Annotated in this window: 12 protein-coding genes; 9 read left to right on the top strand and 3 right to left on the bottom strand. The window is 47.5% G+C overall.

All coding sequences use genetic code 11. The features are described from left to right. Positions 1 to 3: 3 nt before the first annotated feature. The 4 genes from G8764_RS05395 to G8764_RS05380 all read left to right on the top strand — a co-directional run bounded on the left by G8764_RS05395 (position 4) and on the right by G8764_RS05380 (position 4,129). Positions 4 to 633, top strand: coding sequence for a class I SAM-dependent methyltransferase (locus G8764_RS05395; RefSeq protein ID WP_166162583.1), 630 nt, complete (start codon positions 4 to 6; stop codon positions 631 to 633). 138 nt (positions 634 to 771) lie between these two features. Beyond that, a complete protein-coding gene (locus G8764_RS05390) occupies positions 772 to 1,398 on the top strand; it encodes a hypothetical protein (protein WP_243748548.1) in 627 nt (208 codons plus the stop codon). Positions 1,399 to 1,740: 342 nt separating this feature from the next. Then, positions 1,741 to 2,892 (top strand): glycosyltransferase family 4 protein, encoded by a 1,152-nt coding sequence (locus G8764_RS05385; protein ID WP_166162579.1) that lies wholly within the window; start codon positions 1,741 to 1,743, stop codon positions 2,890 to 2,892. Between the two features lie 322 nt (positions 2,893 to 3,214). Then, entirely contained in the window at positions 3,215 to 4,129 is a 915-nt protein-coding gene (locus G8764_RS05380) for a sulfotransferase family protein (RefSeq protein ID WP_166162577.1), read from the top strand. Positions 4,130 to 4,254: 125 nt separating this feature from the next. Here G8764_RS05380 and G8764_RS05375 read toward each other — a convergent pair whose 3' ends face one another. After that, positions 4,255 to 5,406 (bottom strand): glycosyltransferase family 4 protein, encoded by a 1,152-nt coding sequence (locus G8764_RS05375; protein ID WP_166162575.1) that lies wholly within the window; start codon positions 5,404 to 5,406, stop codon positions 4,255 to 4,257. A gap of 184 nt (positions 5,407 to 5,590) precedes the next feature. On the opposite strand from G8764_RS05375, the gene G8764_RS05370 reads away from it, so the two are divergent. From G8764_RS05370 to G8764_RS05350, 5 genes are all read left to right on the top strand, one after another. Then, a complete protein-coding gene (locus tag G8764_RS05370) occupies positions 5,591 to 7,597 on the top strand; it encodes an acyltransferase family protein (protein WP_166162573.1) in 2,007 nt (668 codons plus the stop codon). A 95-nt stretch (positions 7,598 to 7,692) separates the two neighbouring features. Further along, entirely contained in the window at positions 7,693 to 8,718 is a 1,026-nt protein-coding gene (locus G8764_RS05365) for a hypothetical protein (RefSeq protein ID WP_166162571.1), read from the top strand. Positions 8,719 to 8,824: 106 nt separating this feature from the next. Beyond that, entirely contained in the window at positions 8,825 to 10,738 is a 1,914-nt protein-coding gene (gene asnB, locus G8764_RS05360; RefSeq protein WP_166162569.1) for an asparagine synthase (glutamine-hydrolyzing), read from the top strand. Positions 10,739 to 10,772: 34 nt separating this feature from the next. Beyond that, a complete protein-coding gene (locus G8764_RS05355; RefSeq protein ID WP_166162567.1) occupies positions 10,773 to 11,888 on the top strand; it encodes a glycosyltransferase family 2 protein in 1,116 nt (371 codons plus the stop codon). A gap of 3 nt (positions 11,889 to 11,891) precedes the next feature. After that, a complete protein-coding gene (locus G8764_RS05350; RefSeq protein ID WP_166162565.1) occupies positions 11,892 to 13,400 on the top strand; it encodes a pectate lyase family protein in 1,509 nt (502 codons plus the stop codon). 24 nt (positions 13,401 to 13,424) lie between these two features. On the opposite strand, the gene G8764_RS05345 is transcribed toward G8764_RS05350, so the two are convergent. Both G8764_RS05345 and G8764_RS05340 read right to left on the bottom strand, forming a co-directional pair. Next, positions 13,425 to 14,186, bottom strand: a complete 762-nt coding sequence (locus tag G8764_RS05345; RefSeq protein WP_166162563.1) for a hypothetical protein — start codon at positions 14,184 to 14,186, stop codon at positions 13,425 to 13,427. Next, the gene (locus tag G8764_RS05340) at positions 14,183 to 15,907 is read right to left on the bottom strand and encodes an arsenate reductase/protein-tyrosine-phosphatase family protein (RefSeq protein WP_166162561.1); all 1,725 of its coding nucleotides are present in this window, start codon (positions 15,905 to 15,907) and stop codon (positions 14,183 to 14,185) included. The genes G8764_RS05345 and G8764_RS05340 overlap by 4 nt, the downstream gene beginning before the upstream one ends. Positions 15,908 to 16,046 lie beyond the last annotated feature (139 nt).

Below are 16,046 nucleotides of genomic sequence, written 5' to 3'. Positions count from 1 at the left end.
GTGATGAAAAATATACTATCGAATACGGCAAAGCGACTATTGGGGCATGTTGAGAAAAAATATGACCCATTTAGCTATTGGAATTCGAGGCGCGACCCTAATTCGGCTGAAGGTTTGGAAGCTGAAAGAGTAAGGTTTGACACCGATTATATACGAAAACAAGTTTCTTCTGGAATGAGTGTTTTAGAGTTGGGCCCGGGTGTTGGTCGAACTTTTCATGCTTATGAGAAGGGCACTTTAATCGAAACTATCGATATTTCCAGGCTGTATGAGAAAAAGTTGACCGAAGCAGCTAAGGCGGTCGATTTGAAGCTTAAGCAGCATTTTTTAAGTGACGACTGGCTAAAATTTCCATTTTCGGATCAGCAATTTGATGTTGCTGTATGTTTTCAGGTCTTTATACACCAACCGCCGGAAGTGTTTCACAGAAGCTTTACAGAATTCTCTAGAGTATGTAAAAAAGGTGTGATAAGTGTTGGCTTGCATGCAAATACAAAGCAATCAAACCCAGCCGAAGGAGCTCATGTATTCAGGCACGACTACCTCCACGAGGCGTCTAATAATCACAAGGTAATTAACAACCTTATTCTGCGTAATAATGTGCTCTACTTTACTATAGAAAATATTGACTAATCGTGAGAAGTGCGGCGCATGATTGAAACTAAAATGCATTTCTAAAAAGCATTTAATTAAGTGGAGTTACTGGTTGTGATAGTTTGTCATTCTCGTAAGTTCATATTTATTAAGACTCAGAAAACCGCGGGTACTTCGATGGAGATTGCGTTAAGTGAGCTCTGCAATGAAGGTGACGTAATCACACCCATTACAAAGTCTGATGAGAACATCAGGCAAGCATTGGGTTTTTTAGGTCCTCAGAATTTTTCACTAGCTCTTAGCAAATATTCAAAAAGTGACCTTCTGGATCTGGTGTTTTCGGCTAAACTTAAAAGGTTTTATAATCATATTTCTTGCGACGAGGTTAAAAGTATAATTGGGAAAGAAGTATATAACAGTTATTACAAGTTTTGCTTTGAAAGAAACCCTTATGATAAAGCAATTTCTCTATTCTATCATGAGGGAGGTGTTAAAAAGTGGGGGGCGATAGAAAATTTTATTTGTTCAGGTGGTTTAGACATTGTCAGGGGATATGATCAATATACAATTAAAAAAGTACTAGCGGTAGATGATGTTTTTAGATACGAGGAAATGGCTCAGGCATTACAGTCTATATCTTCAAGTTTGGGATTAGGGAAATGTCTGTCTTTACCGGAAAAAAAGGCTAAATCGGAATTTAGAAAAGACAAGAGGCATTATTCAGAAGTCTTATCTTCGAAAGAAAAAGAGTTAATTGATGTTATTTGGGCTAGAGAAAAGAAACTAATGAGTTATGAGTTTTGAGTTTTCTATGTCGAGAATAGTCGTTGTTTGGATTAAATTTAATTGATGCTTCAGATTAACCCTAAGCGATGATCTTAGCTCCTGGACAATTGATAAGGCAAAAAGGTATTTTAACTCGACATCATGGAACCGCTTGCTGGGTATTTATTGCCCTGTAATTGTAAGCTTGCTATCTACCAATGGTTCAGTTCGTAAGGGCCAAAATTGTATGTGTGAGCAATTCAAATGGTAAAGTCCTTCGCAGCCAAATTCCAATATTTTATTTTTCGCGTGTACATGTACCTCGATGGATCTAATTGCTGTTATTGATATAAGAACGCTCAATGTTCCGGATAAGAAAATATGAAAATCGCTTACATCGTACAAAATTATCAAGCAGCTACAGAATTATGGCTTCAGAGGCAGATTGAAATATTGCAGGAAGATATTGTTTTTATAGCTGCTACAGATAATAAAGAGCGATTTTGGAATAATAGAATACCAATCGTTAATTTATATTCGGAATACCCTTTTATAAAGAAGCTAGCTATAAAGCTGAAAATATTGAGGAAGAGAACCTCAAGAGAAAGAAATAACGAAATTCTTTTGAAAAAATCGCGCCACAAAGTTGACGTTTTATTTATCAACTATCTAACAATGGCGTATCGTTTGAGAGACGCATTAAGTCAGATTGATGTACCTATTATTATACATACGCATGGTTATGATATCACTTGGGATCTGGTGTCTGTGGATTCGGGAGAGCGCATGTATGATGAGGAATACTTAAATTTTGTAAGAGAAATTTCAAGTAGAGCGTTAATGGTTGCTAATTCAAATGAAAGTAAAAAAAGGTTGATTGCGCTTGGGGTGCCGGATTCAAGAATAGTAATTAAGTACTTTGGTGTTTCCTTAGAAATCAATGATATTGCAGCTAAGGATGTAAACTTTGTAAGAATTTTATACATTGGAAGGTTGGTAGATTGTAAGGCGCCGGACTTAGTAATACAGGCGTTTGAACAGGCGTGTGATAAAGGCTTACGAGGTGAGCTTATTATTGCTGGTGATGGTCCGCTAGCAATAACATGCAGATTGCTACAGAAGCGTTCCAAGTATAGTGATCGTATCAAGTTGCTTGGTTTGGTGAGCGCTGAAGACGGGCGGAAGTTACGTAAAGAATGTGACATTTTTACAGCTCATAATTGCAGAGGACCATTAACAAATCAGCTAGAGGCCTTTGGTGTATCTATTATAGAGGCAATGGCAGCGGGATTGCCTGTAGTTACGGGACGAAGTGGCGGTGTAATCGATTCTGTTGTTGATGGTGAGACTGGTTTTTTGTTTACTCCTGGAGATATATCTGAGCATGCAGATATGCTGTTACAGCTTGCGTTAAATGCCGAATTACGAAGGAGTATGGGTGATAAAGGTCGTAGTCGGGTGAAAAATAAATTTTCCATAGAGCTGGAAAAAGAATCTTTAATAAATCTATTGAAAATGACTGAAGGTGATTAACATACACTGCTGGTGTTATCCCTTGAATCTAAATGCTTATTTAATTGATTGTAGAACAATTTGTAGTGGTGCCTTATTCGGTTTGCAAAGTCCCAATTTTTTGTTACAAAACCCGAACCGTTATTTGAAACTAATGGAGCGATACGAATACCACTTGTATTTGGTCTCACTTGCCCGGTTGGATAAAGCATTTTCAAGGGGGGCGTTACATTTTCGAAAGTCAGTCGTTGATGGCTGTATTGTTTGTGATTAGAAAAGTTTCCAGAGGAAATAATCGGAATCACATATTGTTCAGGGCGTTACTTTGTTTCAGAGGTAGTTGATGTCTTCTAAAGTTAAAAAGTTTGTGCGCATGGCTGGTTTCGGTTCTTCCGAACGATATCCGGTTTCTCGTGGAGAGGTCGTTTCTCCTGTTTTTATCATTGGATCTGGTAGATCTGGAAATACTTTATTGCGCCGTATTCTTACGTCTACACCCGAATTGTATATACCGCCAGAGACCTATGTATTGGGCGCTTTGATAAAAAGTTTTCCCGCATATAGAAACCTAAAGTGGGAGCAAATATGTTTATTGGTCTTAGGTTCGTTTGCAACTAGCGAAGATTTTGAAAGTTTTCCTAGCCCTTACCTCCGAAAAATATATTTGGAATTGATTGCTTTACCTAAGGATGAGAGGTCTCTTGATCGGATTTTGATAGCTTTTTATGAATTTATGGCCAAACATGCGAAGCCATCTGCGGTACGATGGGGTGATAAGACGCCTATGAATTCAGATTTTCTAGACGATATAGATTTAGTGTTTCCAAGAGCTCAATATGTTCATATCGTGCGGAATGGCTTTGATGTTGTAGCGTCTTATCTAAAGATGGGCCGATACACTGATCCAGTCGAAGCTGCTGATCGATGGGTTCGCGCGACTAAGGCTTGCCACACATTTGCAAAGAAAAATAGCGATAGAGTAATTGAAGTATCTTATGAAGACCTTGTCAGCAGCCCTCATGGAATAGTTCCCTTTATCTGTAAGTTCTTGGGACTGCGCTATTCGATTGATATGATAGATGGTCCGGTTCACGTCTCTGAATTGGGAGATATTGATTCAAGACCGCACTATAAAAATGTGCAAAAGCCTATCGGCACAGAATCAATTAACAAGGGACGGAAAGAGTTGGGTCAGAAGCTCGTTGACCGGTTAAGCCCGTTGCTTGCAGAACAGATGGGGGTGTTTGGTTACGAGTAGAGCAGTGACTGTAAATTGAGTATGCTCCTATTTTTTTAGTTATTTTTAAGCATAGCCGGCTGACAGTTTTTTGCTAAAAAGTAATGCGCTGAGGAAGAGTTTTCATTTTTTATTATGGTGGCTATTTAGTTTTTAGGATTTAATGCTAAATCCCTGTATTTGTCGTCAACCCGGCTCCAGTTTATTGCCGCATTGAAATCCTGACGGGCTCTTACAAGGCATGCATCTCCCATTGTTTTCCGTTTATGGGCTGAGTTCACTAATTCCAATAGCGCAAGAGATAGTTCTTGTGGGTCATTGCAGTTGACAACAAGGCCTTCTATACCTTGTCGAATCATATAGGGTAACTCTCCGACACGGGTAACTACCATGGGTAATCCTGTTGCCATCGCTTCTAACGCAGCGTAAGGCAGGCCTTCTGAGTCTGAGCATACAACATAGATGTCACCAGTTCTTAGAAATGATGGGATGTCTCTAATATGGCCTTTCAGGAATACTTTATCACTTAGCTCCAGCTGTTTTATTTGCTGTGTTAATTTATCGCGCTCAACCCCCTCACCTGCAATCTCAATTTGAAAATTAAGCTGTTTCATCTGTATAGCTGCCAAAATCAATAGATCGAAGCGCTTTTGCTTGGTTAGCCCCCCACAGGAAATAATCTTGATTTGGGAGTTTTTATCTTTCTGACGGATGGTTGGGGGGTGAAACTCTTCAATATCGACGCCATTTGGGATTACGGTGAAGAATTTCTGTGAGATACCGACTAAACTATTAATGTCATTGGCGTGATATTGGCTCACGCTTAGTCCAGAATCAAATAACTTTAAAAAGGCTTTTCGCTCATGAATACCCGTTCGTGCGTGAGAGAGGGGAATGTGTCGCTTCCAGCTGCGTAAGGAGCTGCGGTCAGTCACAATAGGCAAGTGCATCGTGAAAAGTTTATGGGCGGTCGTGTCTTTAAATCTATTGGAGTTAAGGGCCAGTTGCCGCAAGCTTTTGGCTGCGGCTTCAAAGTCGATTACGTCCGGACTGATGTCTTGAATAAGCTGATCCATTACCTGGCCTAATTCGGCGCTTCCAAGTCGGTCATAATCGATTGGGTGTATTTGAACGCCTTTGTTCGCTTGAGCTTGGACCAACTCACCTATGTCGGGATTGGGGTTAATCGCCAGGTGTATATCCCATCCGCTGGCGGCCAAGCGGTCAATCAGTCCTGTAAGGTATTTATGCGCGCCCCCAAAGGCTGCGATCAAACGATGGACGATTAGTATTTTCATGAAGCTCTGTGTTTGATATGCATCGGTCTACTATAGACTAATAAGTCAACATCAGCCTGTGAACAATGTTTAATTAGTGGAATTGATAATTCAGTAAGTAAAAGTGTATATCAAAATCCATTGATTGTGAGCTAAACTTTGCATCTAGTTATTGATTCTGTCCATCTTCCAGAAGGTTTTTCGTTTGTCTACTGAACTATCAGTCGCTAAGTCTGCTTTTAGAGCAGATATTAACGGTTTACGTGGCTATGCCGTGTTAACGGTAGTGCTTTTCCATTTTGGTGTCGCCGGGTTCGACGGAGGCTTTGTTGGCGTAGACATATTTTTCGTCATATCAGGCTTTTTAATGACGTCCATTATTGTTGGGAGGCTGAATCAGCAGCGTTTTTCGCTGCTTGGTTTCTATCTGTCACGCGCCCAGCGAATTCTACCAGCCTTGATTGTACTCTGTGGGTTATTGATATTCCTCGGCTGGTACATTCTACCGGCTCCTGAGTATGAAAGGTTGGCTGCCCATGTAGCATACAGCCTGACTTTTCTTTCAAATATCGAGTATTACCTGGAAGCAGGCTATTTCGATGTTGAATCTGAGCAGAAATGGTTGTTGCATACCTGGTCGCTGTCGTTGGAGTGGCAGTTTTATATGCTCCTGCCATTGATTCTCTGGGGGTTGAGTGCTCTAAGGTTATCACGTTGGACTTTGATCGGTATATTTGTACTTGGCACGTTGGCCTCGTTGTGTGCATCGGTTTTTTTGACTGATAAAAATCCCAGTATGGCTTTTTATCTTCTTCATACCAGGGCTTGGGAGTTGTTGTTTGGCGGGCTGCTGGTGTTCGCGCCACGGATTCGTGAGATCGAAGCGCGTTGGCTGGAGTGGTTTGGTTTCGCATTAATGGGTTATGCGGTGCTATTTATGGATGAAAACTCTTCCTGGCCGGGCTGGCGAGCGCTATTTCCTGTGGTGGGCGCGTCCTGCGTTCTGGTGGCCCGTCGTCAGCAGTCGCTGCTGACAAATAATGTGTTGATGCAATGGCTCGGTGGTTCATCCTACTCCATTTATTTATACCACTGGCCGGTCGTAGTATTTTTAGGATACCTGACAGTACTTGAGGTTCATCTCTGGTTGTGGCTAGGGGTTGTAACATCTGTATTGCTGGGGTGGCTCTCCTTTAACTTGGTGGAGAATACCTCGCGGCGTTGGTTGTCTCACCGACGGTTAATTAGCTCTTTCGTTAAGCTGGCGGTACCCGCTGCTGTAGTATTGGCTGCTGCAGTTTGCGTGCATCGACTGCAGGGAGCGAATTGGCGTTTGCCTGACGCAGTAGAACTTATAGCAGCAGAGGCTGAAAATGGAAATCCAAGAAATGAGTGTCATGTAAATAGGGGAGCCTCTTCGCCATCTTGCAGGTATGGCGGTGACCAGATCGGTGCTGTAATAGTCGGAGATAGTCATGCAGATGCAGTGGTTAATGCGTTAGCAGTAGCAGCTCCGGAGGGGACTGGCGTTATCCAGTGGACCTATTCCGCATGCAAAACTATGGAGGGAGTGGTGATGACATCACACCCTCATGATCCTTCAACCTACGATTGTAAGGCATTTAATCATTGGGTTATGAATGAAGTGAAAGCACAGGGGGTAACAAATGTACCCCTTGTCATTGTAAATCGTTCAACTTCAGGCCTCGGTAGACCGGGCGATATATTGCGGGGACTTGATGCACGTAAGCCGGGCTTTCATTTTGGTGAGCCCTACAATACGGCGGATATGGCTTTTCTAAAAGATGTCCAAGAGAAGATGGTTGAGACCTCGTGTAAATTTGCTCAATTTCGACCGCTGTATCTAATGAGGCCTATCCCGGAGATGCCTGCAAATGTTCCGATCACGATGTCGCGCTGGTTGGCTATGGGAAAGAAAGGTGAAATCAGCCTAGATCTGGATGCTTATCGACAACATCACGCGTTTATTTGGTCGGTACAGGATGAAATTGCTGCACGATGTGGCGCGAAAATCTTAGATCCATTACCTTACCTTTGCGACGCCGAACGTTGCTATGGATCTAAAAATGATATTCCTCTCTATTTTGACGATGATCATTTAAGTGAGTATGGTAATCGTTTGTTGGTGGAGATGTTTCGGGAAGTATTTGCCCCGGCGGTAAGCCATAAGCAACTCTCACAATTCGAATGATCTGTATCTTGTCCTAGTGTGATACTCTACATAACCGTTTTACATTTGCGCTCAGAACCCGGCCTGTACGGGAGGGCCTATTTTTCTGGAGATAAATGAAGAAGTCGTTTTTTGCTGTTCTGGGTTTGCTTATGCTGCTCGCCTGGGCTCATCAGAGAGGTGATGAAAAGCCTGAACCTGCACTAGAAGAGATGCTTGCAGACGAGGATTTCTCTCGTCTTGATCCGCGTTTTGCCAAGCTATTGAAATTCCCCAATCTGCACGCGTACCTCTCCATGAATAATTCCAAGCATGTGTGTAATTACACGCGTGTTTGTGTAAACAAAGGCCAAGCCAACCGGCATTTTAGCTATGATCCAGAAGAGAACGCGTTCAAGCTTGATACTTTAGGTGACTCGGATATTAGCGCGAAGTGGCAGATTCGAAAGTATTTTCCGGAGCTGAATAAGTCTAATTCAACCAAAGTCAGCTTTCAGTGGGAATTTAAGTATGGTAGTGGGTATTTGGAAACGGGGTTGCTGAAAAATTACAAAGCGTATCAGTTAAGTAATTCGGCTGAAGGGCTGATGTTTGAATACCAGCACCGCTTTAGTAAAACTGATGGTTCGGCGGTGGCGCTGCCAACAAATCGTTATTACCCAAAAATTACTTATTCGGAATCTACAGACAGGGATCCACTTTCATCCAGGGGTCCACAAAAATCACAGGTTTCTGGCAAGATGATTGACAATTGGCAACCGGGCGGAGACACGGCAGCCGGAAGAAGAGACTCTCCCTTTACCTCCGCGGACCACATGAGCACCGCTACAGGCAAGCACTCGCCCTTTGTTATTCGTGCGAACATCTGGACTCGGGTAACCACAGAGTTTCAATTCGAGAACAACCAAATGCGCGTTTGTATCTGGATGAGTGATGAAGAAACTCCCCCCGCCTTAGTGTTGGCTTCCGTAAAGGAACCGGGGAAATGCTTTTTACTCAGTAATGACCTGGAGGCACACTCCCTCAGTTTCCAGAATTGGTGGCTTGAAATGAACAGCTCCCAGGATGGTAAAGTCCCGGGGCTGGTGTCCTGGCACAAGAATTTTATCGTGTATAAAGACGCTAGTATCCCGCTTGAGTGACGCTGGTCGGCGCTGATGGAACGGGGAGGGGCCAGGCGCCAGCTAGTGGTAATTATCCCCCCCCTGAACTATCCTTTCAGCATTCTTTGTCTAAAGCTTTTAACCTATGTGCGGAATTGCCGGTCTTCTATACAAAGACCCTCAGGCCACTGTTGCCGAATCAACCATACAAGCCATGTGCGCTGCCATTGTCCACCGGGGGCCGGATGATGAAGGCATTTTTGTCTCCGGGCCGGTGGGCATGGGCATGCGTCGCCTGTCTATTATTGACCTGGAGGGCGGGCATCAGCCCATGTTCAGTGCCGGCGGCAAGCTCGCCCTCGTATTTAACGGTGAAATCTACAACTACCGGGAAATTCGCGCCGAATTGCAGCAGTTGGGCTATGAATTTCAGACCTTGTCGGATACCGAAGTGCTGGTGCACGGCTACGACGCCTGGGGCGAGGACCTTTGCCAGCGCCTGAATGGCATGTTTGCCTTCTCCGTCTGGGATGAGCGTACCTGCACCCTGGCTATTGTGCGTGACCACATAGGTATTAAGCCGCTCTACCTCTACGAAGATGCCCATATTATTGCCTGGGCTTCGGAGGTTAAATCCCTACTGGTGTTGCCCCAGGTTAAGCGCGCGGTGGATAAGACTGCCTTGTGTGAGTATTTGCGCTTTGGCTATGTGCCTGCGCCGCGCACCCTGTTCGCGGGTATTAGTAAGGTCATGCCGGCGACGCACCTGAAAATCAGTGCTGATGGTATTGCGAGTTCCTGCTATTGGGATTTGGACATCAAGCCGCGCGAACAGTCCGAGGCGGCCTGGAAAGATGAGCTTGAGGCCTGCCTGGATGCCTGTGTCAAGCGGCAGATGGTGAGTGATGTGCCGTTGGGTGCCTTTTTGTCCGGGGGTATTGATTCTTCCGCTATCGTGGGGGCGATGGCGCACAGTGGTATTGCGGATATTAAAACCTATGCCATTGGCTTCGGTGCCGAGGATGCCTTCCATAATGAGCTGGATAAAGCCCGGGCGGTATCCGATATATTCGGCACGGATCACCATGAGATAGTCGTGGAGCCGGATGCAGCAGTCTTGTTTGAGCAGCTGATTCGTCAACTGGATGAGCCAGTGACCGATACCTCTTTCCTGGTAACCTACCTGGTGTCCCGGTTTGCCCGTGAGTCGGTCACCGTCATTTTGTCCGGTGTCGGCGGGGACGAACTCTTTGGCGGTTATCGCCGCTACCTTTGGCCCGATATTGGACGCTACCTGAACTGGATGCCGATGTGGTTACAAACCCGGGTGGTGAGGCCACTGGTAAATCGTTTGCCGGTTGATCGTGGTTCGCGCATCAAGGCCTTGTTTCGCTATCTGCGCGGTTATTACGCCCATATCGACCAGCCCGATGGTCTGCGTTACCAGGGTTATGTTCAGATATTTGCTGATGAACAGCTGGACCAGATTTTTGCTGCCGGGGTGAATGATCATCTCCAGGGGTACAAGCCAAGGCAAGTCGCCGACTATTACGAGCAGGCGCCGGGCAATGACCCATTGAGCAAGATGTTGTATGCCGACTTGAAGACAGCACTGGTCGACAGCCTGCTGGCTTTCAGTGACAAGATGTCGATGGCGGCCTCACTGGAGGCAAGAGTGCCGCTGCTCGACAAGGAGTTGATTGAATTAGCAGCGCAGATGCCATCCTCCCTGAAAATTGCTCCGGGGCGCAAGCTTAAGTATTTGCTGAAGCAGGTAGTGGCCGACAAGCTGCCGGATGAGATTATCAACCAGCGCAAGCAAGGCTTTGGCACGCCGGTCAGTCGCTGGTTGCGGGGTTCATTAAAGCCCCTGATGGAAGAATTGCTTGATAGCGAGCGCTTGCGCCAAAGAGGCTATTTTAATCCTGTCGCAGTCAAGGCTTTGATAGACGACCATATGGCGCAGCGGGCGGATAATTCAGAACATATTATGGCGCTGATGACGTTTGAGATCTGGCACCGAATATATATTGATGAGGAGCAAGACATTGCTGCTTGAGGTGATTTTTTGGCTTTCATTAGCATTGATTGCTATGACCTACGTGGTTTATCCGCTGCTGATGTGGATGGCAGGGCGCTTGAGCCTGTCGCGTGCAGCCAGTGTACCGGCTCGGGAAATTGAATATTGGCCCTGTGTAACCCTGGTTATTGCGGCATATAACGAGGAGAAGGTCATAGCCCAGAAAATCGACAACTCCCTGGCGCTGGACTACCCGGTTGGCAAGCTGGAAATCATGGTGGTTTCGGATGAATCGACCGACCAAACCGACGCTATCGTACGCTCCTACCAGGAGCGTGGCGTAGTGCTGGCGCGGCAACAGCCGAGGCGGGGTAAGTCGGCCGGCCTCACCAATGCGGTGCCTGCTGCCAGTGGTGAAATCCTGGTGTTCAGCGATGCAAACTCCATGTATCGGCCCGATGCCATTAAGCACCTGGTTGCGCCTTTTGCCCGCGAGAGTACCGGTTATGTGGTGGGGGCACAGACCTACGTCTCAGCGGATGACACCTCTGTTTCCCGGTCTGAACAGCTGTACTGGAATATCGAGCTGGCGATGAAAGCCGGGGAGAGTGCAGTTGGTTCGGTGGTTGGCGGTGACGGCGCAATCTTTGCGCTGCGCAAGCAATTGTTCGAGCCGTTAAAGGATGATGACCTGAGTGATTTCGTGACGCCGCTGCGAATTATTGTCAAAGGCTACCGCGGGGTTTTTGAGCCGAAGGCTATTTGCACGGAAGAGACCGCCCCGGACTACGGCGGTGAGTTCCGGCGCAAGGTGCGTATTGTCAACCGCGCCTTGCGCACTGTGTTGCGAGTGCCCCAGGCTCTTAATCCACTGCGGGTCGGGCTGTTTGCCCTGCAGTTGTTTTTTCACAAAGTGGTGCGCTGGTTTGTGCCCTATCTGCTGATTTTGTGCCTGTTTTCTAGCCTTATTCTGACTTTGGCCGGGATGGGGTGGATATATTTTCTCGCCGTGTTAGCCCAGTTAATGGGGTATGGCCTGGCCTGGCAGTTTAGTAGAAACCAGCAGACCTCACTGCCACTGGCCAGCGTTTGCTACTATTTTTGCCTCGGGAATATTGCTGCCCTGCAGGGCACTTTGGGTGTAATGCTGGGTAAAAATATCACTATGTGGACACCGGAGCGAGGGTAAAAAATGGCGAAGACTGTTCGGCTGCCGGTCTCTTTAGCTTTTATAGTATTTTATTTTTTATCGTTTTTGAGTACAGCCAGCGCATTACCAGCATTTAAGGGCGCGGAAGGATTTGGCTCAGATAACACTCACGCCCGTGGGCGAGAGGTCTGCCGTGTTACCCGTCTCGACGATTTAGATTTGGGACAGCGGGTAAGGTATCTCCAGCCAGGCCAGTTCAGGTATTGTCTTGCAAAGGCAGCGGAGGAGGGGGGCGCTTACATCATATTTGATGTGTCCGGAATCATTTCACTGAAGCGTAAAGCTGTGGTTCCCTCCAATGTCTATATCGCGGGTCAGACATCAACGGGTGGGATAGCTGTTAGTGGCAACTCCATTGAAGTTGATAGCGCACAAAATGTTGTCATACGGCACCTTCGTCACCGTGAGGCAGCTCATAAGGGCGACGCGTTCAACATTAAAAAGTCTAGCAATATCATTCTGGATCATGTATCAGTTTCATTCTTCCGCGATGGGGCTGTGGACATCATTGATAATTCCCACGATATCACCGTGCAATGGAGCCATATGGGAGATGCCATTAGAAGTGGCAGTAAAAAAGAACCTTACCACGGCCAGCCTAATCTATTACGAACAGGCGTCGATAGAATTTCCCTGCACCACAACTACTATACCCATATTCACTCTCGTACCCCTCTGGTCCAATACACCTGTAAGCCGGGCATGCTGATCGAGTTTTCAAACAACCTGATTTATAACTTTCGTAAATACCCCTCTCGTTTTGACGCGCCAAACGGGCGTGGCAATGCGGTAGGCAACTACTATATTCCGGGTGTAAACACCCACGGCGATTCACCAACAGGCTTGAGGCCGGTGATGACGGGCAGGAATAACTTTTCACTTTTTGTGCAAGACAATATCGTGGAAAGTGGCAAGGGTCACGATGCCAGCGCCATGCCGGGCCGTGGCCAGGACATCTGGCGCGGACCACCGGCAAGCTCCACCGGTTCGCGGACGCAAGATTCAGATGCTGAAGAGTTGATTATGGGCCTGGGTCAGGGGCAGTTAGGTCCGACAGAAGGTCAGTTTAATCAATTGCGACACCGGGTAGCGGAGATCCCTGAGATTACGCTGTATCCGGTTAGGGAAAGTGCTGCACTGGTATTGCAGCGGTTCGGAGCCTTGCCGAGGGACCGGACTGATTGGCGCCTGGTTGAAGAGTTGAATCAGCGTACCGGCGAGTGGAAATTTGTGAAACCGGATGACCAAAATGTGTATATAGGCGAACCGCTACAGGATTCGGATCAGGACGGTATGTCCGATGCATTCGAGGGTCAATATGGTGGTGATTTACAGCCCCATGATCACGATTTGGATCCACTGTATGAGAATATAGAGGTTTACCTGGACTCACTTGCTGCCCAGCTTCTGCAGCACGCAAAGCCAGTAACTATCGAGCTGGCCGTCCCGAAGGCACCTGAAAAATCCTGTATTTTCGGGTTTTGTCTTTGAATCGGGTCGGCAACAGGGATAGATTTAGCGTGTTGCTCTTGCGAGAGTGCGGTTGAGCATCAAGCCTGCCAGGGAGCGTTTGATGCTTTTCAATGGGCCGCGGACATGACTCATGCGGTCGTTCAGCACTTCCAGTGTAGCTTCAATAAGCGCCTGCGCCTGCGACTTATTCAGGAATTGAAACGCGACCGGTGTTGGCGGCGCGACCAATAGGGATCGCAATGTCGGGTAAAGCCAGATAGACGCGAAGCGCTCGGCGTAAAGAATCAACTCACTCAAGCCCAGTGGCTCCAGGCAGATGGAATCAATATCGGCCAGAATCAACTCGTCGCCACCCAGCACCAGGTTTTCGCTCAAATCGCCTTTAAACCCCAGTGCCAGGGGGAAGTTGCTGTCCAGTAGCTGCTGTAAACCAGGGGTCATAATGACTGAGCCTTCAATCCCTCGTAAAAAGTCGGCATCGGTGTTGTGTTGGTAGCAGGCTTCAAAAAACTTCTTTGCTAACGACAGGTCGGACAAGCGCAAGAGCCTGGCCAGGGGCAGGTTGGGCAAATACTCCATGCGTATCTCACAACCGGCCAGGTCGACGGCCAGTGGTTCGGGAACACGCACATAGGTTGAGAAATTCCGGTAAAAAAACGTCAGCGCCTGATCAATATATTGGGTGTTCTTGCGGTCCTGCTCGGCGCCCTGGTTACTATAGGCCTTGGAAACATAGCGCTGGCCCTCTTCATCCGTTTGTAATTTTACGCATTTATAGGCGTTTTGTTTGAGAATCCGATTCATAGGGCATCGGCATAGAGTTGGTCCAACGCCCGGGTGATGCGCCGATAGGTGTATTTAAAGGTATCCAGGTCGTGGGCGTAGGGGTCACTGATTTCGATATCACCCTCGGGCAGCAGGTAGCCGAGGTAGGCGACCTTGTGCATGGCGTGCGGGTACAGTCGCCGCAGCGCTTGATAATTTTTATCGTCGAACACCAGGATCAGGCCCGCCTGATCAACCCGGCTGCGATCCAGTAAATCCGAGCGGTGTTGGTTGAGGTCAACATTGAAGCTTCGAGCCGCTTCAATCGCCAACTCTGGCGCGGGGCGCTTGTCTTCCGGGTGCACGCCTGAGGATAAAATAGACTTGTTGCTGGTTTTTTGTGCGAGATAGGGGGCGGCAAACGCACTGCGACAGATATTGCCATAGCAGACAATTTCAACCTGCGAGGCGTCCCGGAACAGGCGCACAATCCTGTTTGCCTGCTGGCGCCGGTACCAGGAAACGCGTTGCATACTCTTCTTTATAAGGGATTTGAGCTTGCCAACCAGTTCACTGGCAATAATACCCAATTCGCCCAAGCCAGGTTTGAGGTCGTCCATGGCGAAACTGTCAATGCGGTCGCGGCCAGTTACGATATGGCCCAGCTCCCTGAACACCTGGGTCATGGGCACAGAGGCTTTCGGCGGCGGCTTCTGCAAGCGCGCCGCCAGATTGTCGGCCATCCAGTAGAGATCGCGCAGCAGGTTGCGTGAATACACGCGAGGGTTGTAGTCGGGGTCAAATTCGGTTTTGCCTTCGACCCTCTGTTGATAGAGAAACAGAGGGAAGTTGGCGCCGGCGGCGATGGCCAGCGGCAGTGAGCCCCAGAAGCGGCCATTGATTTCGATAAAGATCCACTGGCCGGTACTGGTATTAAGCTTGTATTCCACCATGGCTACGCCAGAGTAGTTCATGGCGCGCATCAACTGTTTGGTGGCAGTAGCGAGGATCGGGTTCAGTTCCATACTGCGGCGATACGAGCTGGCACCGCCATCCAGTGGCTCGTGAACCCGAATATGCTGGAACGCAAACAGTATCTTGCCTTCCAGGGCAAGTACCTCGACCCCAGCACCAGTGCCGAAAAAGTACTCTTGCAAGAGCGCTTGTTCCCAGTCCCTATGGCGGACCACAAAGGCATCCAGCGACGCTTGATCCTTTATGTGCTTGACTTCACGGCGAATGGAAAGCTTGTCGTCCGCTAAAGAGGAGGGTGGTTTGGCCACCAGCGGGAAGCTGATACGAGGGGCTTGCCCCGCTTGATAAGTATGCAGGTCGATCGTCTGCTGTCGGGGAACCATCAGCCCCAGGGATTCAGCCAGTCGCGTACTTTCGATTTTATTGAAGGCAATATCAAAGGCTTGCTGGTTGAGTGCATAGGGTCGGGTACAGCGACTCAATGATTCCCGGTATTGCTGCACCAGCATCGCTGATTCGTCGTTGGTCGGGATGACCAGGTCGAACCCAATTTCAGTGGCGAGGCGACAAACCGCTTCGTTCCAGCCTTGATTGTCCCCTTCTTCTGCGGGTAGTTGGTGGTATTGACTGACGTAGCGGGAACGCAGGGCCAGGTCGTCTGGCGGGCACATGGCTACATGCACTTCGATGCCAGCCCTGCCCAGTGAGCGGGCCACGCTTAAAAATGCACGAATATCATGGCCAAGTACCAGCACCCGGTGATGAATTTTTGGGGTTTCAGGCATAAGATTTTAAGAAATTACCAAGGCGTACTGGCCTAAAGCTCATTTTTGTAAAGGATACAGTCTATAATAGGCGGCGTAGCCTGATTTTGCCGTATTTTTACCCCGCTTGTCATGCCGGGCCGTAAAAAGTCGTCGTAAA

This window comes from Pseudomaricurvus alcaniphilus (assembly GCF_011440395.1).
GTDB classification, from domain to species: Bacteria; Pseudomonadota; Gammaproteobacteria; order Pseudomonadales; family Cellvibrionaceae; genus Pseudomaricurvus; species Pseudomaricurvus alcaniphilus.
This window is presented reverse-complemented; position numbering and strand designations above follow the sequence as displayed.